Genomic DNA, 21,558 nt, shown 5'->3' on the forward strand with positions numbered 1-21,558 from the left:
CACTCACGCTAGCCGCGGCCCTCGGACTCCGCTCACCAGCACCACCTCCAGAGTGCGCGGGCCGTGCACGCCCTCCACCCGGTCCAGTTCGATGTCGCTGGTCGCGGACGGTCCCGAGATCCAGGTGAGCGGGCGGAGCGGGTCGAGCCGTTCGAGTGCCTGCGGGACGGAGGAGACCACCTGGTCCGGGACCCGCACGACACAGACGTGGTGATCGGGGACGAGCGTGATGCGACGACGGCCCTGGTCCGGACTGCCGTCCAGGACGATCGTGCCGGTCTCGGCGACGGCGAGCGCGCAGCCGGTGACGACGCTGTCGACCGCGTCGAGCTCGCGCGGGGTGCTCGCGGCACGGTCGTGCACACGGGCCGCGTCGGCGCCGTCCAGCCAGTGCGCCGGCAGACCGGGCGGCACGAGCACGGTCCGCGCGCCGCGTGCCGCGAGCAGACGCATGAGCAGCTGAGGCAGCTCATCGTCCGCGCAGCGGTGCACGAGCGCGCGATAGTCGGCGAGGTTCTCCGCGAGCAGCTCGACGGTCTGCTCGGTGGTGCGGTCGCCGTGCTCGCGCAGATAGTCGCGCGGGACGGCCGTGTCGTAGGCATCGCTCTCCCCACCGCCATTCTTCCCACCGCCGCTCTCCCCGCTGTCGCTCACGTCGGCCAGTGCTCGCCGGACGCGGCCCAGGATCTGGTCCCTGCTGCTCACTTCTTCTCGCCCTTCTGCGCCTTCTGCGCCTGGCCGCCGTTCGTACGCCGCCACCAGTCACGGAACGGCTCCGCCGGCACCTTCGGCAGGTCCCGCGTCGCGCTCCACGCCCGGCCCGGGCCCGGAAGCGTGCGCGGATGGAGACGCCGGGTCCCGGACGCCAGGCGCTGCCCGGTCCGCAGCGCCCCCGGGCGGCCGAACGCCCAGCCCGCCGCGCGCATCGCCGCCCGCTCCGCGGCGTGCCCCTTCGCGGGCCGCAGCGTCACCTTCGTGCCGTGCCGTGTCACCTCGCCGCCCTGGACCACCCGCTCCCGCAGGTGGACGAGGACTTCGGGGATGTCGATGGCCACCGGGCACACCTCGTAGCAGGCGCCGCAGAGCGACGACGCGTAGGGGAGCGAGGCGTCGATCTCGCTCTGGGTGCCGCGCAGCTGAGGGCTGAGGATCGCTCCGATGGGGCCGGGGTAGACCGAGCCGTACGCGTGGCCTCCGGCTCGTTCGTACACGGGGCAGACGTTGAGGCAGGCCGAGCAGCGGATGCAGCGCAGTGCCTGGCGGCCCACCTCGTCGGCGAGCGTGTCGGTGCGGCCGTTGTCGAGGAGCACGAGGTGGAAGGTGCTCGGGCCGTCCTCCTGGGATGTTCCGGTCCACATCGACGTGTACGGATTCATCCGCTCGGCCGTCGAGGAGCGGGGGAGCGTCTGGAGGAAGACCTCCAGGTCCCGCCAGGTCGGCACGATCTTCTCGATGCCGACGACCGAGATCAGCGTCTCGGGGAGCGTCAGGCACATACGGCCGTTGCCCTCCGACTCGACGACCACCAGGGTGCCCGTCTCGGCGACCATGAAGTTCGCCCCGGAGACGCCGACCTTGGCACGCAGGAACTTCTCCCGGAGATGGAGGCGGGCGGCCTCGGCGAGTTCGGCGGGGGTGTCGGTGAGGCCTTCCGGGGCGGGGCGGCCCCACTCGCTCATCTCACGCGCGAAGATCTCGCGGATCTCGCCGCGGTTGCGGTGGATGGCGGGGACGAGGATGTGCGAGGGGCGGTCCTTGCCGAGCTGCACGATGAGCTCGGCGAGGTCGGTCTCGTACGCGTGGATGCCCTCGGCCTCAAGGGCTTCGTTGAGACCGATCTCCTGTGTGGCCATCGACTTGACCTTGACCACCTCGGTCTCGGCGGTGGCCTTGACCAGCTCGGTCACGATGCGGTTCGCCTCGTCGGCGTCCGCCGCCCAGTGCACGGTGCCGCCCGCCGCCGTGACCGACTCCTCCAACTGGATCAGGTAGCGGTCGAGATGGCGCAGGGTCTCGTCCTTGATCCGCTTGCCTGCCTCGCGGAGCTGGTCCCAGTCGTCCAGTTCGGCGACGGCGCGGGCCCGCTTGTCGCGGATGGTGTGCGTGGCGTGCCGCAGATTGGCGCGCAGGGTCTTGTTGCCCACGGCCTCGCGGGCCGCCGTGGGGAAGGCGGGCATGCCTACGAACGTGCCGCTCATGACAGGGGTTCCTCTTCCGTGCTCGCCAGGATCTCCGCGATGTGGACCGGGCGCAGGCCGCTCTTGAGGCGCGTCATCGTGCCCCCGATGTGCATCAGGCAGGAGTTGTCCGCCGCGCACAGGGTGTCGGCGCCCGTCGACTCGGCGTTGCGCACCTTGTCCGTACCCATCGCCGACGAGACATCGGAGTTCTTCATCGCGAAGGTGCCGCCGAAACCGCAGCACTCGTCCGCGCCCGGGAGCGTGCGCAGTTCAAGGCCCTTGACCGCTTGTAGCAGCCGCGTCGGACGGTCACCCAGGCCCAGACTCCGCAGGCCGTGGCAGGTCGGGTGGTACGTCACCGGGTGCGGGTAGTACGCCCCGACGTCCGTCACACCGAGGATGTCCACCAGGAACTCGGTGAGTTCGTACGTCTTGGGGACGACGGGTGCGAGGGTGGTCGCCAGGCCGTCACCCCGGCCCTCGGAGCGGGCCCGCTCTCCCATGCGCGGGTACAGCTCGCGGACCATCGCGCCGCACGAACCGGACGGCGTCACGATCGCGTCGTACTCGTCCGAGCCGAATACATCGGAGAAATGACGGGCGAGCGGCTCTGCCTGGTGGCGGTATCCCGTGTTGTAGTGCGCCTGCCCGCAGCAGGTCTGCGCCATCGGGAAGTCGACCTCAACTCCTAGCCTGGTCAGCAGTTTCACCACCGCACGGCCTGTGTCGGGATAGAGCGTGTCGTTGACACAGGTCAGGAACAGAGCGACACGCATCGCGGGTTCCTCCTCGTCGATCATCGGATGGGTGCAGCGTATGCGCTGCGCGCGCTTTGCGGGAGTCATGGTGCGGGCACGCGTCGCGACGCCTCTTCCCATGCCGCCCGGTGCGCCGGGTCGGTGGTGGGCTCGTAGCGCGTCAACTGCTGCGTGCCGCCCAGCAGGGCGCGCATTTCGTGGCGGTCGCGGAGGAGGCCCTGCGCTCGTGCCTGTACGAGTACGTTGCCCAGCGCGGCGGCCTCGGCGGGGCCCGCGACGACCGGCAGCCCGCAGGCGTCCGCCGTCAGTTGGCAGAGGAGTTCGTTGCGTGCGCCGCCGCCGACCATGTGGACGACGTCCACGGTTCGGTCCGCGAGGCGTTGGGCGTCCTCGACGGCGCGGCGGTGGGCCAGGGCCAGGGAGTCGAGGATGCAGCGGGTCGTCTCGGCGTGGGTGCGGGGGACGGGCTGCGCTGTGGCCTCGCAGGCCTGGGCTATGCGGTGCGGCATGTTGCCGGGGGGCAGGAAGGCCGGGTCTGCCGCGTCGACGACCGAGCGGAGGGCAGGTACGTGGGCTGCCTCGCCGAGGAGCGCCTCCAGGGTGGGAGAGGCGGTGGACGTCTCCCAGGTGCGCAGGCACTCCTGGAGCAGCCACAGGCCCATGATGTTGCGGAGGTAGCGGACCGTGCCGTCGATGCCCAGTTCGTTGGTGAAGTTGGCCGCGCGGCTCTCCTCCGTGCGGATGGGGTCGGTCAGTTCCAGGCCTGCAAGTGACCAGGTGCCGGTGCAGATGTAGGCGAAGTTCTCGGTGGTGGCGGGGACGGCGGCCACTGCTGAGGCGGTGTCGTGAGAGGCGACCGTAGTGACGGGGGTGGGCGTGGTCAGGCCTGTGTCGTCCAGGACCTGCGGCAGCAGATGACCCGCCGGATCGCCGGGGCGCCGCACGGGAGGGAACAGGGTGAGGTCGATGCCGAGGCGTGTGGCCACGTCGTGGGACCAGGTGTTGGCAGCCGGGTCCATGAGCTGCGTGGTGGAGGCGTTGGTCAGCTCCGTGCCGAGTTCGCCCGTCAGCCAGTACGTCAGGAGATCTGGGATGAGCAACAGGTGCTTGGCGGCTGCTAGTTGGGCGGTCCCGTGGGCCGCCATGAGTTGGTAGAGCGTGTTGAAAGGGGCGTACTGGATACCGGTGGCGGCATACAGCTCGGTGGCCGGGACGGTCCCCCACGCTTTGGCCGCGACGCCCTCGGTGCGGGTGTCCCGGTAGTGCACCGGGTTGCCCAGGAGGGCGCCGTCCGCGTCCAGCAGGCCGTAGTCCACTGCCCAGCCGTCGATGCCGATGGAGGTGAGGGGGGCGGAGCCCGCACCTGCGGCGCGCAGGCCGTCCAGGATTCCGGTGTAGAGGGAGAGGATGTCCCAGTGCAGGGTGCCGGCGGTGCGGACCGGGCGGTTGGGGAAGCGGTGGGCTTCCTGGAGGGTGAGGGTGCCGGGGCCTGTCCGGGCCACCATGACGCGTCCGCTGGAGGCGCCGAGGTCGATCGCGGCGAAGCGGTGGGGTGAGCGGGGGGTGGGGGCGGGACGGGGCATTGGGGCTCGCAGGGGTTGACGGGCGGAGGGCGGGGGCCGTGGGCTGTGGGCTTGAGGGGGCGGAGGGTTGTGGGCTTGAGGGGGCGGAGGGTGAGTGCGGGTGGTCGGTGGGCGGGTGGTGCGACTTGGGGGCGGGGCCGCGCCGGTATGTCCGTCCTCGCTATCGTCCGGTGGCCCCATGGGTACTTCGGCGCCGGAGCGCCGCGAACCGTGCTCCGGGCGGACATACCGGCACGTCCCCTCACGTGTGCTCCCGACTGCGGGTGCGCGGGGGCCGCTGTCCCCCCGCTTGTTCGCCCCCCCCCGGGTGGCTACGGGGCAATCGGGTGGGTGGGAAGCAAAGCTTGTTCGTGGGGAGGTGGATGCGGGGTTCTCGGATGCCAGCTAGGCGTTGCCCCCCGGCCGCGTGCGGGGCCGGGGGCCGGAGGGGGTGTCGGCTACCTGAGGAACGCCGCTGCTACGCCCGCGTCCACGGGTATGTGCAGGCCCGTCGTGTGGGACAGGTCGCCCGCCGTCAGGGCGAAGACCGCGTTGGCCACGTGCTCGGGCAGCACCTCGCGCTTGAGGAGGGTTCGTTGGGCGTAGAACGCGCCCAGGTTCTCCTCCTCGATCCCGTACGTCGCCGCGCGCTGCGCGCCCCAGCCGCCCGCGAAGATCCCCGAGCCGCGGACCACGCCGTCCGGGTTGACGCCGTTGACGCGTATGCCGTACTCGCCCAACTCGGCTGCCAGCAGACGGACCTGGTGGGCCTGGTCCGCCTTGGTGGCGGAGTACGCGATGTTGTTCGGGCCCGCGAACACCGCGTTCTTCGACGTGATGTAGATGATGTCGCCGCCCAGGGCCTGGTCCCGCATGACGCGGGCCGCCTCGCGGGAGACCAGGAAGGAGCCGCGGGCCATGATGTCGTGCTGTAGGTCCCAGTCACGGGCCGTGGTGTCGAGCAGGGGCTTGGAGATGGAGATGCCCGCGTTGTTCACCACCAGGTCGACGCCGCCGAAGGCGAGGGCTGTGGTGGTGAAGGCGCTCGTCACCTGGTCTTCGGACGTGACGTCCATGGGAATGGCGATGGCCTTGTCCGGGCCGCCCAACTCCTCCGCCACCGCCGCGGCGCTCTCCGCGTTCAGGTCCGCCACCGCGACGCAGGCGCCCTCCGCCACCAAGCGGTGCGCGATCGCCTTGCCGATGCCGCTGCCCGCGCCGGTCACCAGAGCGACGCGGGTGGCCAGGGGCTTGGGGCGCGGGAGGCGTTGGAGCTTGGCCTCTTCCAGTGGCCAGTACTCGATGCGGAACTTCTCCGACTCGTCGATCGGGGCGTAGGTGGAGACGGCCTCGGCGCCGCGCATCACGTTGATGGCGTTCACGTAGAACTCGCCCGCCACGCGTGCCGTCTGCTTGTCCTTGCCGAAGGAGAACATTCCTACGCCGGGGACGAGGATGATCGCCGGGTCGGCGCCTCGCATGGCGGGAGACGCTGGGTCGGCGTGGCGGGTGTAGTAGGCCGCGTACTCCTCTCGGTACGCGGTGTGCAGTTCCTTGAGGCGGGTGATGGCCTCGTCGAGGGGTGCGGTGGGGGGAAGGTCCAGGACCAGCGGCCTGACCTTGGTGCGCAGGAAGTGGTCGGGGCAGGAGGTGCCCAGGGCCGCCAGGCGGGGGTGCGCCGCGCCGGCCAGGAAGTCCAGGACCGTGTCCGTGTCGGTGAAGTGGCCGATCTGGGGGCGGTCCTGAGACGCCAGTGAGCGGATGTGCGGGGCCAGCTCCGCCGCTCGGCGGTGGCGGGCCGGGGTGGGGAGCGGGGCGTAGCCGGCCAGGTGCTTGCCGAAGGGGGCGGGCTTGCCGCGATCGGTGAGGAACGCCTCGGCCGTGCGGATCATGTGCAGCGAGTTGCGCTCGCACTCCTCCGCCGTGGCGCCCCAGGCCGTGATGCCGTGACCGCCCAGGATGCAGCCGATGGCATCCGGGTTGGCTTCTTTCACCGCCGCGATGTCCAGGCCGAGCTGGAAACCGGGGCGGCGCCAGGGCACCCAGGCCACCGTCGAGCCGAAGCACTCGGCCGTGAGCTTCTCGCCGTCCGCGGCGCAGGCCAGGGCGATGCCCGAGTCCGGGTGCAGGTGGTCCACGTGCGGTGCGTCGACCAGGGCGTGCATGGCCGTGTCGATGGAAGGGGCCGCGCCGCCCTTGCCGTGCAGGCAGTAGTCGAAGGCGGCGACCATCTCGTCCTCGCGATCCGCGCCGCCGTACACCTCCTTCAGTGCGTGGAGGCGGTCCAGGCGCAGGACCGCCAGGCCCTGTTCGGTGAGGGTGCCCAGGTCGCCGCCCGAGCCCTTGACCCACATCAGGTCGGTGTCCGCGCCGGTGACCGGGTCGGGGGCCGTGCCCTTCGCCGACGCGTTGCCGCCCGCGTAATTGGTGTTGCGCGGGTCGGCGCCCAAGCGGTGGGCGCGGTCCAGGAGTTCCTTGATCCGTGCGTGTTGTGTCATGTCGCTCATGCCCCCCATCCGGCCTGCTCGCCGCCCACGCGATCCTTGACGATCTGCTCCTGCCAGCCTGACTCCTGATAGGCCCTCATGGGATCAGGGTCGAGCCCCGAGTCCTCCCTGACTTCTGCCAGTAGGGGACGGACGTCGGTGTTGAAGGCGTCCATCAGCGCCGCGTTGGCGGCCAGCACGTCGCCCGTCCGCTGGGCCTCGGCCAGCGCGTCCGCGTCGACGAGCAGCGCTTTCGCCGTGGCCTCCTGCACGTTCATCACCGAGCGGATGATCGCGGGGATCTTCGCCTCGATGTTGTGGCACTGGTCGAGCATGAACGCGATGTCGGAGGTGAGGCCTCCGCCGCGGACGACCTCGTACATGATCCGGAAGAGCTGGAAGGGGTCCGCGGCGCCCGCCATCAGGTCGTCGTCCGCGTAGAAGCGCGAGTTGAAGTCGAAGGCGCCGAGGCGGCCCTCGCGCAGGAGGGTCGCGACGATGAACTCGATGTTGGTGCCGGGCGCGTGATGGCCGGTGTCGACGACGACCTGCGCCTTCGGGCCGAGCTTGAGGCAGTGCGCGTAGGCCGTGCCCCAGTCCGGGATGTCCGTCGCGTAGAAGGCCGGCTCGAAGAGCTTGTACTCGATGAGCATGCGCTGGTCGTCGCCGAGTCGGTCGTAGGTGGTCCGCAGCGCCTGCGACAGGCGGTCCTGGCGGCTGCGGATGTCGTCCTGGCCGGGGTAGTTGGTGCCGTCGGAGAACCACAGCTTCAGGTCGCGTGAACCCGTCGCGTCCATGATGTCGACGCACTCCAGGAGGTGGTCGAGCGCCTTGCGCCGGACCGTCGGGTCCGGGTTGGTGACCGAGCCGAGCTTGTAGTCGTCGTCCTGGAAGACGTTGGCGTTGATCGCGCCGAGCGTCACGCCGCGTTCGGCGGCGTAGTCGGCGAGTGCCGCGTAGTCGTCGACCTTGTCCCAGGGGATGTGCAGGGCCACCTTGGGAGCCACACCCGTGTGGGCGTGCACGCGGGAGGCGTCGTCGATCTTCTCCCGGGTCGTGCGGGGGACACCTGGCTGCGCGAAGACCTTGAAGCGCGTACCGGAGTTGCCGTACGCCCAGGACGGGGTCTCCAGGGCCTGGGTGGTGAGTGCCGCTTTCACGGCGTCCTTGCTGGTTCCGGCGGTCATCGCGCAGCCTTCCGAAAGAGCGGTCGAGGTGGGTCAGTTGGAGAAGCGGTGGGTGCCGGAGGCCGCGGCGAAGACGGCGCAGCCGTCCTCCATCCGCAGGAACTCGGCCGCTTCGTGCGTCACTTGAGATCGTTCGTCGGCGGGGATCCAGACCTCCGCCGTGGTGTTGGCGGGCAGGGTGAGCGTGAGACGGAAGCCCTCGGAGTCGGTCTTCCAATGGGTGGTGACCGGGCCGTAGAGGGCGTCGAAACTGCCCTGCGCCTCGGTCACGCCGCCGCCCGGGCGGGGGCGGACGAGGATCTTGCGGAAGCCCGGGTCGGCCGGTGCGATGCCCGCGATGTTCGCGTACATCCACTCGCCCACCGAGCCGTAGGCATAGTGGTTGAAGGAGTTCATGCCGGCGTCCTGGAAGCTGCCGTCCGGCTTGATGGAGTCCCAGCGCTCCCACATCGTCGTGGCGCCCCTGTCGATCTGGTAGCCCCAGCTGGGGAAGGACCGCTGGACCAGGAGGCGGTAGGCGACGTCCGTGTGGCCGGTGGCCGTCAGGACGGGAAGCAGCCGGGGGGTGCCCAGGAAGCCCGTCGACAGGTGCCACTCCTTGGACTTGATGAGCTCCACCAGACGGGCGGCCGCCGGTGCGCGGTCGCCGTCGGCGAGCAGCTCCATGGACAGGGCCAGGACGTACGCGGTCTGCGTGTCGCCCTTCACCCGGCCGCCGCTGGTGACGTATGCCGCGCGGAAGGCGTCTCGGACACTGCCGAAGAGCTTCTTGTACGGGGCAGGGTCCTTGCCCAGGGCTTCGGCGGTCCGCGCGACCAGGTCGGCGCTGTGCGCGAAGTAGGCCGTGCCGATGACGTCCTTGGGGGTCTCGTCCTGGATGTTGAGCCAGTCTCCGTAGCCCTCGGCGGGGCGCAGATATCCGGTGCTGTGCTTCTCCAGGTAGTCGAGCCACTTCAGCATCGAGGACCAGGACTGCTCCAGGACACGCGTGTCCCCGTACGCCTGGTACAGCGCCCAGGGGACGGTCACTCCGGCGTCTCCCCAGCCGGCCACGCCCTTGCCGACCGTTCCGACGAACGGGGCCACGTCAGGGAAGGCGCCGTCGTCGGGCTGCCCGTCGCGCAGGTCGTCGAGCCACTTGGTGAGGAAGCGCGCCGACTCCATCGTGTAGGCGGCGGTCGGCGCGAAGACGTTGATGTCGCCGGTCCAGCCGAGTCGCTCGTCGCGGGCCGGGGTGTCGGTGGGGATGGACAGGAAGTTGCCGCGCTGGCCCCATGTGATGTTGCTGTGCAGCTGGTTGAGCATGGGGACGTTCGTCTTGAAGTCCATCGTGAACGGAGCCGACGTGTGGATCACGCGGCCCACCACGGCGTCGCGCGGCGGCTTGCCCGGGTAGCCCGTCACCTCCACGTAGCGGAATCCGTGGAAGGTGAACCGCGGCTCGAACGTCTCCTTGCCGCCGCCCTTGAGCGTGTAGGTGTCGGTGGCGCGCGCGGTCCGCAGGTTGGTGGTGTAGATGGTGCCGTCGGGGTTGAGGACCTCCGCGTGGCGCAGCTGGACCTTCGTGCCGGCCTTCCCGGAGACGGTGAGGCGGACCGCGCCGACCATGTTCTGGCCGAGGTCGAAGACGAAGACGCCGGGCTCGGGCTCGCTCACCTTCTGGGTGGATATCTCGCTCTCCACGCGCGTGTGCCCGTCGATCTGGGCCACGACGGCGGCCTTCACCTTGTCGATGGCATCAGCCTTGATCCAGTCCGAGTCGTCGAAGCCGGCGCGCGTCCAGCCCGCTGTCTCCAGGCGGGCGTCGTAGTCCTCGCCCGACAGGAGGTCCGCGGCGGTCACCGGTCCTGTGGCCGTGCGCCAGTCGGTGCCGGACAGCACACGGTCGGTCGAGCCGTCGGTGTACGTGACCTCCAGCTGGCCCAGGAACGCCGGTCGTTCGCCGTACTGATACGGACCGAACATGCCGACGTTCCCCGCGTACCAGCCGACCGCGACCGTCACGCCGAGCGCGTTGGCACCGGGCTTCAGCTGCCGGGTCACGTCGTACGTCTGGTATTGGACCCGCTTGTCGTAGTCGGTCCAGCCGGGCGCCAGACGGTCGTCGCCGACGCGCTCGCCGTTCAGCCAGGCGTCGTAGAGGCCGAGAGCCGTGGAGTACAGCCGCGCCCGCGCGACCTTCTTGGCCGGACGCAGGCGGAACTCGTGGCGCAGCTGCGCGGCGGGGCAGTGGTGGGCGGCGACCTTGCCCCAGGGACCCGAGCCCCAGGCGGCGAGGACCTTCGACGCGGCCCAGGAGGCGTCGTCGAACCCGGTCGACCGCCAGTCGCCCGACGGCTCCTTGTCGGTGGCCTTCCACGTGCCGTCGGTGGTGAGCGTGCGCACGCCGTCGGCGGTCGTCAGCTCGAGCAGGCCGAGCAGACCGGCGGGCCCGGTCGTGGCGTTGGTGGCCGAGACGGCGACGACCGAGGCGCCGGGGCGCAGCTGGGCCGTGATGTCGACGACCACGGGGCGGCGCCAGTTGTCGGCGGCGCTGTCCGCTTCGGTGTGCGCCACCCGCGTGCCGTTCACGTACGCGGTGTAGCCGTCGTCGGCCGTCATGACGAGGCGCGCGCGAGTAACCCCTTCGGGGACATCGACGCGGCCGCGGAACCAACGGGTGGCCGCCGGGGCGCTGGTGGCGGGGTCGCCCTCGGGGAACCAGATCCACGAGGCGGCGTCCAGGGCGGGCGCGCCGACGAGGGAAGCGGGCGCGCCGATCCACCGTGCGGTCCAGTCCTTGGCCGCCAAGAGCCCGGTCTCCCACCAGGAGGGCTCGCTCCACTCGGAGGCCCGGCCCGCGCTGTCCCAGACCCGGACCGACCAGTAGTAGCGCGTACGGGACGTGAGGTCGGGGCCCGCGTAGGGGACCAGGACGGAGTCGCTGGACGCGACCTTGCCGCTGTCCCAGACGTCGGGCTCGGCGATGCGGCCCGGGGCGCTGGCCACGCGCACCTGATAGGCGGTCTGCGCCTGGCCCTCCTTGGTGGACGTCAGAGGCCAACTGAGCCTCGGACGCGGCACGTCGAGACCGAGGGGGTGTCTCACGTACTCGACGGTCGGTCTGGTCACGCGGAGGGCCCGGCCCCCCGCGGAAGGGGCGGCGACGGCCGCCGGAACGGCCCCGGCGGCCATCGCCGTTCCCAGGGCGGCCGTGGCGGTGGTGCTGAGCAGTCGTCTTCTGCTGATCACAACTCGACTCCGTAACGACTCGACGATGAATCGTTTCACGAGAGGCGAAGCTAGGGAGGGCGCTGCCTGATGTCAAGGGGGCTGGTGTGCTTTGCCGTTGGTGCATCAAGTGGCGACAGGATTTTCAAGTCACGCCCATTGACGCCGTAGTTGGCGCGGGTTTAGCTTCCCTGAAAATTGATTGAAACCTTTCACGCCGGGTGTCCGGCAGGTGACTCCCGATGACGCCCGACCCCTGGCCCCGGCGCCTGACCACTGACGCCCGACGCCTGTTCCCCCATGCCAGAAGCCGCATGCCCTTCGTGACCGATCGGTGCTACCTATGAGAGAGCCCCCCGTCCTTGCCGTGCAGGGCCTGAGCAAGTCCTTCGGGGCCGTGCGCGCCCTGCACGACGTCTCCCTGGAGCTGTACGCCGGTGAGGCGCACGCCCTCGCGGGCGAGAACGGCGCAGGCAAATCCACCCTCATCAAGACCCTCGCCGGGGTCCACCGGCCGGACGCGGGGGTGCTGACGCTTGACGGGTCCCCGGTCGTCTTCCACGGCCCCGGCGACGCCAGGGACGCGGGCGTCGCCGTCATCTACCAGGAGCCGACGCTCTTCCCCGACCTCTCCGTCGCGGAGAACATCTTCATGGGGCGCCAGCCGCGCCGCTCGCTCGGCCGCGTCGACCACAAGGCCGTGCACGCGGCGGCCGACGCGCTCTTCAAGCGCCTGGCCGTGGACCTCGACCCCGACCAGCCCGCGCGCGGGCTCTCCATCGCCGACCAGCAGATCGTCGAGATCGCCAAGGCGCTCTCCTTCGACGCCCGGGTCCTGATCATGGACGAGCCGACCGCGGCGCTCACCGGCAGCGAAGTGGCCCGCCTCTTCGGCGTCGTCCGCACCCTGCGCGAACAGGGCGCCGCCGTGCTGTTCATCTCGCACCGCCTCGAGGAGATCTTCGAGCTGTGCCAGCGCGTCACCACCCTGCGGGACGGCGGCCTGATCGCGAGCGAGCCGCTCACCGGCCTGACCGAGGACGATCTCGTGCGCCGCATGGTGGGCCGTGACCTCGACGAGCTCTACCCGAAGCAGGACACCCAAGTGGGCGACGTCGCGCTGAGCGTCCGCAGGCTGACCCGCGAAGGCGTCTTCACCGACGTGTCGTTCGACGTGCGGCGCGGCGAGATCGTCGGACTGGCGGGACTCGTCGGAGCCGGACGCAGCGAGGTCGCGCGGGCGGTGTTCGGCGTCGACAAGTGGGACGCCGGAACGGTCGAGGTGCAAGGGAAGGCGCTGCTCAACGGCGCCCCGAGCACCGCCATGGCGGCCGGGCTCGCGCTCGTCCCCGAGGACCGGCGCGCCCAGGGGCTGGTGATGGACATGTCCATCGAGCGCAACATCGGCCTCACCGGGCTGCGGACGACGGTGCGCGCGGGCCTCATGGACCGCGGCGCCGAACGCAGCCGCTCGCTCGACTGGGCGGTGCGGCTCCAGGTGAAGTACGCGCGCATCGCCGACGCCGTCGGCACCCTGTCCGGCGGCAACCAGCAGAAGGTCGTCCTCGCCAAGTGGCTCGCCACCAAGCCCCAGGTGCTGATCGTGGACGAACCCACCCGCGGCATCGATGTCGGCACCAAGGCCGAAGTGCACCGTCTGCTTTCCGAACTCGCTGCCGAGGGGGTCGCGGTCCTGATGATCTCCTCCGACCTGCCCGAGATCCTCGGCATGGCCGACCGGGTCCTCGTCATGCACGAAGGGCGGCTCACCGCCGAGATCCCGCGCGCGCGGGCCACCGAGGAGTCCGTGATGGCGGCCGCCACAGGGAGGACGGCATGAGCGTGACCACCCAGAGCCCGGCACCCGCCGTCGACCCGGCGAAGGCCGGAGCCACCCGCCTGGTCGACCGCGTCTTCAAGATGCGCGAACTGGCCATCCTGCTGGTCTTCCTGGTGATGATCGGCGTCACCCAGGCGGGCAACAGCGAGTTCCTCTCCGAGCAGGGCATCAAGGACCTGCTCCTGAACGCCACCATCCTCGTCCTCGTCGCCACCGGACAGGCCCTGGTCGTCATCACCCGCAACGTCGACCTGTCGGTCGGCTCCACACTGGGGATCAGCGCCTTCGCCGCCGGCAACTACCTCCAGGGCGGCGGCGACTCGACGCTCGCCATCCTCCTCGCCGTCGCGCTCGGCGTCGGCTGCGGTCTGCTCAACGGGGCGCTCGTGAGCCTGGGCCAGGTGCCCGCCCTCGTCGTCACCCTCGGCACCCTCTACATCATCCGGGGCATCGACTCCATCTGGGTCGGCTCCCGGCAGATCACCGCCTCCGACCTGCCGGACGGCTTCGTCGACTTCGGCTCCGGCGGAATCTCGGCCGTGCCCTACCTGGCGCTGATCGCACTCGCCGTCCTGGTCGCGGTCGCCTACTACCTGCGGCACTTCGGCGGCGGACGCGAGCTCTACGCCCTCGGCTCCAACCCCGAGGCCGCACGCCTCGCCGGCATCCCCGTGCGCAAGCGCATCCTCGCCGCCTACACGGCCTGCGGAGCGCTCGCCGGACTCGCCGGCGCGCTCTACCTGGCCCGCTTCGGCAACGTCGACTCCGCCACCGGCAACGGCTACGAACTCACCGTCGTCAGCGCCGTCGTGGTCGGCGGCGTCGTCTTCACCGGCGGCTCCGGCAGCGTCTACGGCGCGGCACTGGGCGCCCTGCTCCTGACCTCCATCAACAGCGTGCTTCCCGCGCTCGGCGTCAGCTCCGTGTGGGTGCTCGCCATCAACGGCGTACTGCTCGTCCTGGCCATCGCCGTCGACCGCATCGTCGCCCTGCGCGTCGCCAAGGCCCTGAAGAAGAGGAACGCACGCCATGGCTGACTCCAACCGGCTCACGCTCACGCGCGCCGTCCGCTGGGACACCGTCGTCGGCGCTCTCCTTGTCGTCCTCCTCCTGATGTCCTTCTCCTTTGTCGACGGTTTCGGCAACGCCCTCAACCTGTCGTTCCTCATCGGCAACACGCTGCCCATCGCCCTGATCGCCCTTCCGATGACGCTCCTCGTCGTCTCCGGAGAGATCGACCTCTCGGTGGCCTCGACAGCGGGCCTCTCCGGAGCGGTGATGGGCGCGCTCTGGAACGGGGGAATGGCCATCGAGACGATCATTCCGCTCGTACTCCTGCTCGGAGTCCTCTGCGGTCTGGTCAACGGGCTCCTGGTGACGCGCCTGGGACTGCCCTCGCTCGCCGTCACCATCGGCACCATGGCCGCCTACCGGGGCATCGCACAGATCGTCCTAGGCTCGGACGCCGTCACCGACTTCCCCACGCAGTACCTGGACTTCGCGGCCGGACGCGTCGGCGACACCTTCCTGCCGTACGCCTTCCTGCCCTTCCTCGTGCTGCTCGCGATCGCCGTCGTCGTCCTGCACGCCACCCCCTTCGGGCGCTCGCTCTTCGCGCTCGGCGCCAACGAGGAGGCCGCGCGGTTCGCCGGCGTCCGCGTCAAGCGGCACAAGCTGTGGCTGTTCGTCTTCACCGGTCTCATGGCCTCGCTCACGGGCATCTTCTGGGCCCTGCACTACGCGAGCGCCCGCTACGACAACGCCACCGGCCTCGAACTGTCCGTCGTCGCCGCCGTCCTGCTCGGCGGCATCGACTTCGACGGCGGCAAGGGCACCCTCGGCGGCGCCATCGCCGGAGTCTTCCTGCTCGGCGCCCTGCAGAACGCGATGAGCCTGCTGAACGTCTCCGCACAGTCGCAGATCGTCGTCACCGGCGTGCTGCTCGTGGTGTCCGTGCTCGGGCCGCGCGTGGCCCGGCAGATCGCCGTCGCCCGAGCGGGCCGCCGCGCCGCAGCGCCCGCCCGCTGACCCCTCGTACCGCCGACAAGTCGACAAGTCCGAAAGAAGTCCGAAAGGGACCAACGATGCTCTCTCCCCGCCGCTCCGTCCGCCGCTCCACCCTCACCCGCGCCTGCGTGACCCTGGCAGCCGTCACCTCGCTCGCCCTGACCGCCACCGCCTGCGCAGGCACCACCAAGGAGTCCTCGAAGAACGACGACGCGGCCAAGGCCTCGAACGCCAAGGCCGACCCGGACGCGGCCACCAAGAAGGGCCTGACCGTCGCCTTCCTGCCCAAGCAGGTCAACAACCCGTACTTCACCGTCGCCGACAAGGGCGGCGAGAAAGCGCTCAAGGAGCTCGGGTCGACGTACAAGGAGACCGGCCCCAACAGCGCCACCGACACCAGCGGCCAGGTCTCCTACGTCAACACGCTCACCCAGCAGCAGGTCGACGCCATGGCCGTCTCCGCGCAGGACCCCGGCGCCCTGTGCACCGCTCTCAAGCAGGCCATGAAGAACGACATCAAGGTCGTCACCTACGACTCGGACACCAACCCCGGGTGCCGTGACGTGTTCGTCTCGCAGTCCAGCGCCGAAGCGCTCGGCCGCACCCAGGTCGAGCTGCTGGGCAAGCAGCTGGGCTACAAGGGTGACATCGCGATCCTCTCCGCCGCCCAGACCGCGACGAACCAGAACACCTGGATCGGCTTCATGAAGGACGAGCTGAAGAAGCCCAAGTACAAGAACATGAAGCTGGTCAAGACCGCCTACGGCAACGACGACGCCCAGCAGTCCTTCCAGCAGACCCAGGGCCTCCTCCAGGAGCACCCCAAGCTGGCCGGGATCATCTCGCCGACGACCGTCGGCATCAAGGCGGCCGCCCAGTACCTTTCGGGGTCGAAGTACAAGGGCAAGGTGCGGCTCACCGGCCTCGGCACGCCCAACGACATGCGCCAGTACGTGAGGAACGGCACCGTCGAGGGCTTCGAGCTGTGGGACCCGGCCAAGCTCGGCGCGCTCGCCGCGCACACCGCCGTGGCCCTGAAGTCCGGCCAGATCACCGGCAAGAAGGGCGAGAAGTTCGAGGCGGGCGACCTGGGTACCTTCACCATCGGCGACAAGGGGGTCGTCGATCTCGGCGAACCGACCGTCTTCGACAAGAAGAACATCGACCAGTACAAATTCTGAGGGGATCGCACGCTGCGGCGCACCAGGCGCCGCACGAGCAACGGAACAAGGGGACGCATGGTCGGCATCAAAGACGTGGCCAAGCACGCCGGCGTGTCGGTGGGCACGGTGTCGAATGTGATCAACCGCCCGGACGTGGTCTCCGAAGAGACCCGCCACCGGGTGCAGTCCGTGATCGAACGGCTCGGCTACGTCCGCAGCGAGTCCGCGCGGCAGCTGCGCGCGGGGCAGAGCCGCATCATGGCGCTGCTCGTGCTCGACATGGGCAACCCCTTCTTCGTGGACGTCGCGCGCGGCGCCGAGCGCGCGGCGCGCGACGCCGGGCTCCGCGTCATGATGTGCAACAGCGGACAGAGCCCCTCCGAAGAGGCCGAGTATCTGGCGCTCTTCGCCGAGCAGCGGGTACGGGGGGTCCTGCTGACCCCGGCCGACGCGACGGGACGCAACATCGAGGCGTTCCGCAGGCACGCCATCCCCTTCGTCCTGGTCGACCGGGTCGCCGATGGCGCCACCGAGTGCTCCGTCTCCGTGGACGACGTCCTGGGCGGAGCGCTCGCGGTGCGCCACCTCGTCGACACGGGGCATCGCAGCATCGCGTACGTGAGCGGCCCGCCCGGCCTCAACCAGGTCAAGGACCGCAGGCAGGGAGCGCTGCAGGCGCTGGCCGAGGCCGGACTTCCGGCATCCGCGCTGCGGGAGCTGCCCACCGAGCGCCTCGACGTGGCCGCGGGACGTGACGCGGGCGCCCGCGTCCTGGGTCTCGCCGAGCGGCCGACGGCCGTCTTCTGCGCGAACGACCTGCTCGCCCTCGGGGTGCTTCAGGCCATGTACGCGGCCAGGGTCAGCGTGCCCGAGGACATCGCCATCGTCGGCTACGACGACATCGAGTTCGCCGCCGCGGCCGTCGTCCCGCTCACCTCGGTGCGCCAGCCCGCCATCAAGATGGGCGCCATGGCCGCGGAACTCCTCCTGGAGGAGACCGAGTCGGACGCCGAGCCGGAAGAACACGATCACCGGCGGGTGGTCCTCCAGCCGGAGCTCGTCGTACGGCGCTCCAGCCTGGTGCCCCGCTGAACGGCCCCGCGACGGGTGTGCTGAACTGGGGCGAAGTGTCCCCTTCCGTATGCGCCCAGGAGCCCCCTTGACCGCCACTGCCTCCTACCGTCAGCCCGGTGTGGTCCTCACCGACCACCGCTTCTCCGTGCCCCTCGACCACGACGACCCGGCGGGGGAGCGGATCGAGGTCTTCGCCCGTGAGGCCGTGGCGAGCGCCCACGGGGGCCACGGGGGAACAGACCTGCCGTGGCTGGTGTATCTGCAGGGCGGTCCCGGGTGCGGGGCCAACCGCTTCGTGGGCAAGGAGGCGTGGCTGGGCAGGGCCCTTCAGGACTACCGGGTGCTGCTGCTCGACCAGCGCGGAACCGGCAGCTCCACCCCGGCCACGCGCCAGACGCTCCCGCTGCGCGGCGGCCCCCGCGAGCAGGCCGACTACCTCACGCACTTCCGCGCCGACTCCATCGTCCGCGACTGCGAACTGATCCGGCGCGAGCTGACCGGCGGCGCCCCCTGGACGGTCCTCGGCCAGAGCTTCGGCGGCTTCTGCGCCACCCACTACCTGTCGGCTGCCCCCGAAGGCCTGCACACCGCGATCATCACCGGCGGCCTGCCCACGCTCGACGGCCACGCCGACGACGTCTACCGTGCGGCCTACCCGCGCATGGCGCGCAAGAGCGCCGCCCACTACGCCCGCTACCCCCAGGACATCGAGCGCGCCCGCCGCATCGCCGCCCACCTCTCCGAGCACGAGCCGGTCCTGAACGGCGGCTACCGCCTCACCGTCGAGGCGTTCCAGTCCCTGGGCATGCTGCTCGGCACGAAGGACGGCAGCCACCGCCTGCACTACCTCCTGGAGGACGCCTTCGTGAGGACCCCGGCGGGCATCGAGCTCTCCGACGCGTTCCAGGAAGACGTACAGGCCAACCTGTCGCTCGCGAACCGCCCGCTCTTCGCGCTGATGCACGAGACGATCTACGGACAGGGCGAGCGGCCCACCGACTGGTCGGCAGAGCGGCTGCGCGGCGAGTTCCCGCAGTTCGACCCGGGCAAGGCGCTCGCCGGGGACGCGCCGCTGCTGTTCACCGGGGAAGCCGTCCAGCGCTGGCAGTTCGACTGCGATCCGGCCCTGCGGCCGCTGCGCGAGACCGCCGAGCTCCTTGCCGCACGCACCGACTGGGCGCCCCTCTACGACACGGCACGCCTGGCCGCGAACGAGGTGCCCGCCGCGGCCGCCGTCTACCACGACGACATGTACGTCGACACCGAACACTCCCTGCGCACCGCCCGCTCCATCCGCGGGCTGCGGACCTGGGTCACCGACGAGTACGAGCACGACGGCCTGCGGACGGGCTCGCCGCGCGTCCTCGACCGGCTGCTCGCCCTCGCCCGGGGCGAGGTCTGAGTCCTCCGCGACCGGGGGCGGCGAAGCTAGGCTGCGGGCATGACAGAGCCGTTGAATGCGAACGACCAGCTCACCCCCATGCCCGAGGACTGGCGGCGCGCCCTCGCCGTCGTCGCCCACCCCGACGACCTGGAGTACGGCTGCTCGGCCGCGATCGCCGGGTGGACGGACGGCGGACGCGAGGTCGCCTACCTCCTGGCCAGCCGCGGTGAGGCGGGCATCGACACCCTCGACCCCGCCACCTGCGGCCCGCTGCGCGAGCGCGAGCAGCGGGCCAGCGCGGCCGTCGTCGGCGTGTCGACCGTGGAGTTCCTCGACCACAGGGACGGCGTGATCGAGTACGGGACCGCCCTGCGCCGCGACATCGCCGCCGCGGTCCGCAGGCACCGGCCCGAACTCGTGATCACGCTCAACCACCGCGACACCTGGGGCGGCGTCGCCTGGAACACCCCGGACCACGTCGCCGTCGGCCGCGCGACGCTCGACGCGGTGGGGGACGCGGGCAACCGCTGGATCTTCCCCGAGCTGCTCGAGGAGGACGCCCTCGAGCCCTGGGACGGCGTGCGCTGGGTGGCCGTCGCCGGTTCGTCGTCGCCCACGCACGCGGTGGACGCCACGGCCGGGCTCGAGCGCTCCGTGCGCTCCCTCCTCGAACACCGCACGTACATCGAGGTGTTGACGCAGGAGGACCCCGAGAAGTACTGCCGTGAGTTCCTCATCGGCAACGCCCAGCAGGCGGCGCCGCGCTTCGGAGGCAAGCCCGCGGTGCCGTTCGAGGTCTTCAGTCGCTGAGCCGGCGCCACTACGCTGACGGCACGTCAACTAACTGACGGCCCGTCAGGAACGTAGGCAGGAGCTGGTGCTGGATGATCGACACCATCGGCACGGACATCCCGGAGGGTGAGGAGCGGCTGCGCCTCGACGTCGAGGACGGCCTGGGCATCCTCACCCTCTGCCACCCGCGCAAGCTCAACGCGTGGAGCTGGGAGTCCACGCGCCAGCTGGGCATCTTCGCCGACCGCATCCGCTTCGACGACTCGATCCGGGCGGTGCTGCTGCGCGCCGAGGGGCGGGCGTTCTGCGCCGGGATCGACGTCACGGCCCTCAATGGCCGTGCGATCGACGGGCGTTCGGTCTCCGAACGCACCCACAACTACTACGAGGGCATGCGCTGGGTCCACGAACGCTTCCGCACGTTCGCGCGCCTTCCGCAGCCGGTCGTCGCCGCCGTGCAGGGGTACTGCCTGGGCTTCGGCTTCGAGCTCGCGCTGATGGCGGACGTGCGGATCGCTGCGGACGACGCGGTGTTCGCACTCCCCGAGGCGCAGATCGGCGTCGCGGTGGACGCGGGCGGCGATCTGCGCATCGCGCGCGACGCGGGCGCGGGCTGGGCCAAACTGCTCTCGCTCACCGGGCGCCGCATCGACGCGGTCACGGCCGAACGGCTGCGCCTGGTTCAACTCGTCACGCCGGTGGACGAGTTGGACAAGTCCGCCCGCGACGTCGCCGCGGAGATCGCGGCGAACGCCCCGCTGGCCGTCCAGGGCATCAAACGGGGCATCGACGCGTACGCGGACGCGGGGATGGACGCCGCCCTCGACCGGGTCGCGATGAACGCGGCGATCACGCTGACGTCGGAGGACTCGCGTGCCGGGTACGCGGCCAAGGGGGAGCGGCGGGCGGCCACCTTCGAGGGGAAGTAGCCGCCGAGGCCCCCGGCGGGGCGGTCATCCCACGAAGGGTCCGCGCCCCATCTGCTCGCGCACCGTCACCACCTCCGGGCTCACGAGCCCCCGCCGCTGCCAGTTCGCGCCGTCGACCACCAGCGTGTGCCCGGTGATGAAGCGGGCGTAGGGGGACGCGAGGAAGGTCGCGGCCCAGCCCAGTTCGCGCGGGGCGCCGACGCGCAGGGCGGGCTGACGTGCGTCCAACCCCCTTGGCCGCTGATCGGGTTCGTCCTCCTGCGCGGGCGCCGGCCGGTCGAGGTTGCCGCGGATGTCGGCGGTCATGTCCTCGTGCGGCATCAGGCCGGGCACCAGGCCGTTGACCTGGATGCCGTACGGCCCCCACTCCACCGCCAGGCTTTCGACGAGACTCTTCACGCCCGCCTTGGCCGCCGCGCTGTGCGCGAAACCGGGGCCGCCCGTCCACGCGTACGAGGCTCCGATGTTGATGACGGAGCCGGGCGTCCCCGCCGCGAGATGGCGGCGGCCGAACTCCCGCGTCATGAAGAACGTCCCGGTCAGTGTGATGTCCACGACCGAGCGCCACGCGTTCGGGGACATGTCCTCGGCGGGCACGGGGAAGTTCGCCGCCGCGTTGTTGACCAGGACGCCCGGCAGACCGTACGCCTCCCGCGCCGCGTCGAAGACCTCGGCGACGCGGTCCGGGTCCCGGATGTCGCACGGAACGGCCGTCACCCGCCCGCCGAGGGCGGCGAGGTCGTCCCGCGCCGCCTTCAGCCGCTCCTCCTTGCGGCTGGCGATCACCAGATCCGCCCCGAGCCGCGCGAACTCCGCGGCGATCGCCTTGCCGAGTCCGGTCCCGCCGCCGGTCACGAGGACGACCGTCCCCGCGTACGTCCCCTCGGGCAGCGCGCTGGCACCGGGCGGGGCGGGGGCCGGGAGCCCCGGCGGCACCCCTTCGCTCGCATCGTCCGTCATGGCCGCATCGATATCGCGGAACGCCT

General features: G+C 70.8%; 16 protein-coding genes. 8 read left to right on the forward strand and 8 right to left on the reverse strand.

The window, feature by feature from the left end; genetic code table 11:
- Positions 1-3 precede the first annotated feature (3 nt).
- The 7 genes from ACIGXX_RS02535 to ACIGXX_RS02565 all read right to left on the reverse strand — a co-directional run bounded on the left by ACIGXX_RS02535 (position 4) and on the right by ACIGXX_RS02565 (position 11,404).
- Positions 4-705: an LUD domain-containing protein gene (locus ACIGXX_RS02535; protein ID WP_361463980.1), complete on the reverse strand. Its 702-nt coding sequence runs from the start codon at positions 703-705 to the stop codon at positions 4-6.
- Positions 702-2,198 carry a LutB/LldF family L-lactate oxidation iron-sulfur protein gene (locus tag ACIGXX_RS02540; RefSeq protein ID WP_366464179.1) on the reverse strand — a complete coding sequence of 499 codons (1,497 nt, stop codon included), beginning with the start codon at positions 2,196-2,198 and terminating at the stop codon, positions 702-704. The genes ACIGXX_RS02535 and ACIGXX_RS02540 overlap by 4 nt, the downstream gene beginning before the upstream one ends.
- Positions 2,195-2,956 carry a (Fe-S)-binding protein gene (locus ACIGXX_RS02545; RefSeq protein WP_351156769.1) on the reverse strand — a complete coding sequence of 254 codons (762 nt, stop codon included), beginning with the start codon at positions 2,954-2,956 and terminating at the stop codon, positions 2,195-2,197. The genes ACIGXX_RS02540 and ACIGXX_RS02545 overlap by 4 nt, the downstream gene beginning before the upstream one ends.
- 65 nt (positions 2,957-3,021) lie before the next feature.
- Positions 3,022-4,521: a rhamnulokinase family protein gene (locus ACIGXX_RS02550; protein ID WP_399971978.1), complete on the reverse strand. Its 1,500-nt coding sequence runs from the start codon at positions 4,519-4,521 to the stop codon at positions 3,022-3,024.
- A 437-nt stretch (positions 4,522-4,958) separates the two neighbouring features.
- A complete protein-coding gene (locus tag ACIGXX_RS02555; protein ID WP_399972815.1) occupies positions 4,959-6,998 on the reverse strand; it encodes a bifunctional aldolase/short-chain dehydrogenase in 2,040 nt (679 codons plus the stop codon).
- Positions 6,999-7,003: 5 nt separating this feature from the next.
- Positions 7,004-8,173: an L-rhamnose isomerase gene (gene rhaI, locus ACIGXX_RS02560; RefSeq protein WP_351156762.1), complete on the reverse strand. Its 1,170-nt coding sequence runs from the start codon at positions 8,171-8,173 to the stop codon at positions 7,004-7,006.
- A gap of 33 nt (positions 8,174-8,206) precedes the next feature.
- A complete protein-coding gene (locus ACIGXX_RS02565; RefSeq protein ID WP_399971980.1) occupies positions 8,207-11,404 on the reverse strand; it encodes an alpha-L-rhamnosidase in 3,198 nt (1,065 codons plus the stop codon).
- A 322-nt stretch (positions 11,405-11,726) separates the two neighbouring features.
- Here ACIGXX_RS02565 and ACIGXX_RS02570 point away from each other — a divergent pair, with 322 nt between their 5' ends.
- From ACIGXX_RS02570 to ACIGXX_RS02605, 8 genes are all read left to right on the forward strand, one after another.
- On the forward strand, positions 11,727-13,223 hold the full coding sequence (locus ACIGXX_RS02570) for a sugar ABC transporter ATP-binding protein (protein WP_399971982.1): 1,497 nt from the start codon (positions 11,727-11,729) through the stop codon (positions 13,221-13,223).
- Entirely contained in the window at positions 13,220-14,260 is a 1,041-nt protein-coding gene (locus ACIGXX_RS02575) for an ABC transporter permease (protein WP_351156753.1), read from the forward strand. Before ACIGXX_RS02570 ends, ACIGXX_RS02575 begins: the two co-directional genes overlap by 4 nt.
- Positions 14,253-15,251: an ABC transporter permease gene (locus ACIGXX_RS02580; RefSeq protein WP_399971985.1), complete on the forward strand. Its 999-nt coding sequence runs from the start codon at positions 14,253-14,255 to the stop codon at positions 15,249-15,251. Before ACIGXX_RS02575 ends, ACIGXX_RS02580 begins: the two co-directional genes overlap by 8 nt.
- 56 nt (positions 15,252-15,307) lie before the next feature.
- Positions 15,308-16,411 (forward strand): rhamnose ABC transporter substrate-binding protein, encoded by a 1,104-nt coding sequence (gene rhaS, locus ACIGXX_RS02585; RefSeq protein ID WP_399971987.1) that lies wholly within the window; start codon positions 15,308-15,310, stop codon positions 16,409-16,411.
- 57 nt (positions 16,412-16,468) lie between these two features.
- Complete coding sequence (locus tag ACIGXX_RS02590; protein WP_399971989.1) at positions 16,469-17,485, forward strand: LacI family DNA-binding transcriptional regulator; 1,017 nt, start codon at positions 16,469-16,471, stop codon at positions 17,483-17,485.
- Positions 17,486-17,534: 49 nt separating this feature from the next.
- Entirely contained in the window at positions 17,535-18,869 is a 1,335-nt protein-coding gene (locus ACIGXX_RS02595) for an alpha/beta fold hydrolase (protein WP_351156741.1), read from the forward strand.
- 39 nt (positions 18,870-18,908) lie between these two features.
- Positions 18,909-19,661, forward strand: a complete 753-nt coding sequence (locus tag ACIGXX_RS02600) for a PIG-L deacetylase family protein (protein WP_351156739.1) — start codon at positions 18,909-18,911, stop codon at positions 19,659-19,661.
- A 74-nt stretch (positions 19,662-19,735) separates the two neighbouring features.
- Entirely contained in the window at positions 19,736-20,572 is an 837-nt protein-coding gene (locus ACIGXX_RS02605) for an enoyl-CoA hydratase/isomerase family protein (protein ID WP_399971992.1), read from the forward strand.
- Positions 20,573-20,596: 24 nt separating this feature from the next.
- On the opposite strand, the gene ACIGXX_RS02610 is transcribed toward ACIGXX_RS02605, so the two are convergent.
- A complete protein-coding gene (locus tag ACIGXX_RS02610; RefSeq protein WP_361463960.1) occupies positions 20,597-21,532 on the reverse strand; it encodes an SDR family oxidoreductase in 936 nt (311 codons plus the stop codon).
- Positions 21,533-21,558 lie beyond the last annotated feature (26 nt).

It is taken from the genome of Streptomyces sp. NPDC055243 (genome assembly GCF_044544025.1).
Taxonomy (GTDB): Bacteria; Actinomycetota; Actinomycetes; order Streptomycetales; family Streptomycetaceae; genus Streptomyces.

Bases quoted from the DNA above. Each gene is read 5' to 3' on its own strand.
- ACIGXX_RS02540 (WP_366464179.1), bottom strand. From the start codon at position 2,198: ATGAGCGGCACGTTCGTAGGCATGCCCGCCTTCCCCACGGCGGCCCGC.
- ACIGXX_RS02545 (WP_351156769.1), bottom strand. From the start codon at position 2,956: ATGCGTGTCGCTCTGTTCCTGACCTGTGTCAACGACACGCTCTATCCC.
- ACIGXX_RS02550 (WP_399971978.1), bottom strand. From the start codon at position 4,521: ATGCCCCGTCCCGCCCCCACCCCCCGCTCACCCCACCGCTTCGCCGCG.
- ACIGXX_RS02555 (WP_399972815.1), bottom strand. From the start codon at position 6,998: ATGACACAACACGCACGGATCAAGGAACTCCTGGACCGCGCCCACCGC.
- rhaI (WP_351156762.1), bottom strand. From the start codon at position 8,173: ATGACCGCCGGAACCAGCAAGGACGCCGTGAAAGCGGCACTCACCACC.
- ACIGXX_RS02570 (WP_399971982.1), top strand. From the start codon at position 11,727: ATGAGAGAGCCCCCCGTCCTTGCCGTGCAGGGCCTGAGCAAGTCCTTC.
- ACIGXX_RS02575 (WP_351156753.1), top strand. From the start codon at position 13,220: ATGAGCGTGACCACCCAGAGCCCGGCACCCGCCGTCGACCCGGCGAAG.
- ACIGXX_RS02580 (WP_399971985.1), top strand. From the start codon at position 14,253: ATGGCTGACTCCAACCGGCTCACGCTCACGCGCGCCGTCCGCTGGGAC.
- rhaS (WP_399971987.1), top strand. From the start codon at position 15,308: ATGCTCTCTCCCCGCCGCTCCGTCCGCCGCTCCACCCTCACCCGCGCC.
- ACIGXX_RS02590 (WP_399971989.1), top strand. From the start codon at position 16,469: ATGGTCGGCATCAAAGACGTGGCCAAGCACGCCGGCGTGTCGGTGGGC.
- ACIGXX_RS02595 (WP_351156741.1), top strand. From the start codon at position 17,535: ATGCGCCCAGGAGCCCCCTTGACCGCCACTGCCTCCTACCGTCAGCCC.
- ACIGXX_RS02600 (WP_351156739.1), top strand. From the start codon at position 18,909: ATGACAGAGCCGTTGAATGCGAACGACCAGCTCACCCCCATGCCCGAG.
- ACIGXX_RS02605 (WP_399971992.1), top strand. From the start codon at position 19,736: ATGATCGACACCATCGGCACGGACATCCCGGAGGGTGAGGAGCGGCTG.
- ACIGXX_RS02610 (WP_361463960.1), bottom strand. From the start codon at position 21,532: ATGACGGACGATGCGAGCGAAGGGGTGCCGCCGGGGCTCCCGGCCCCC.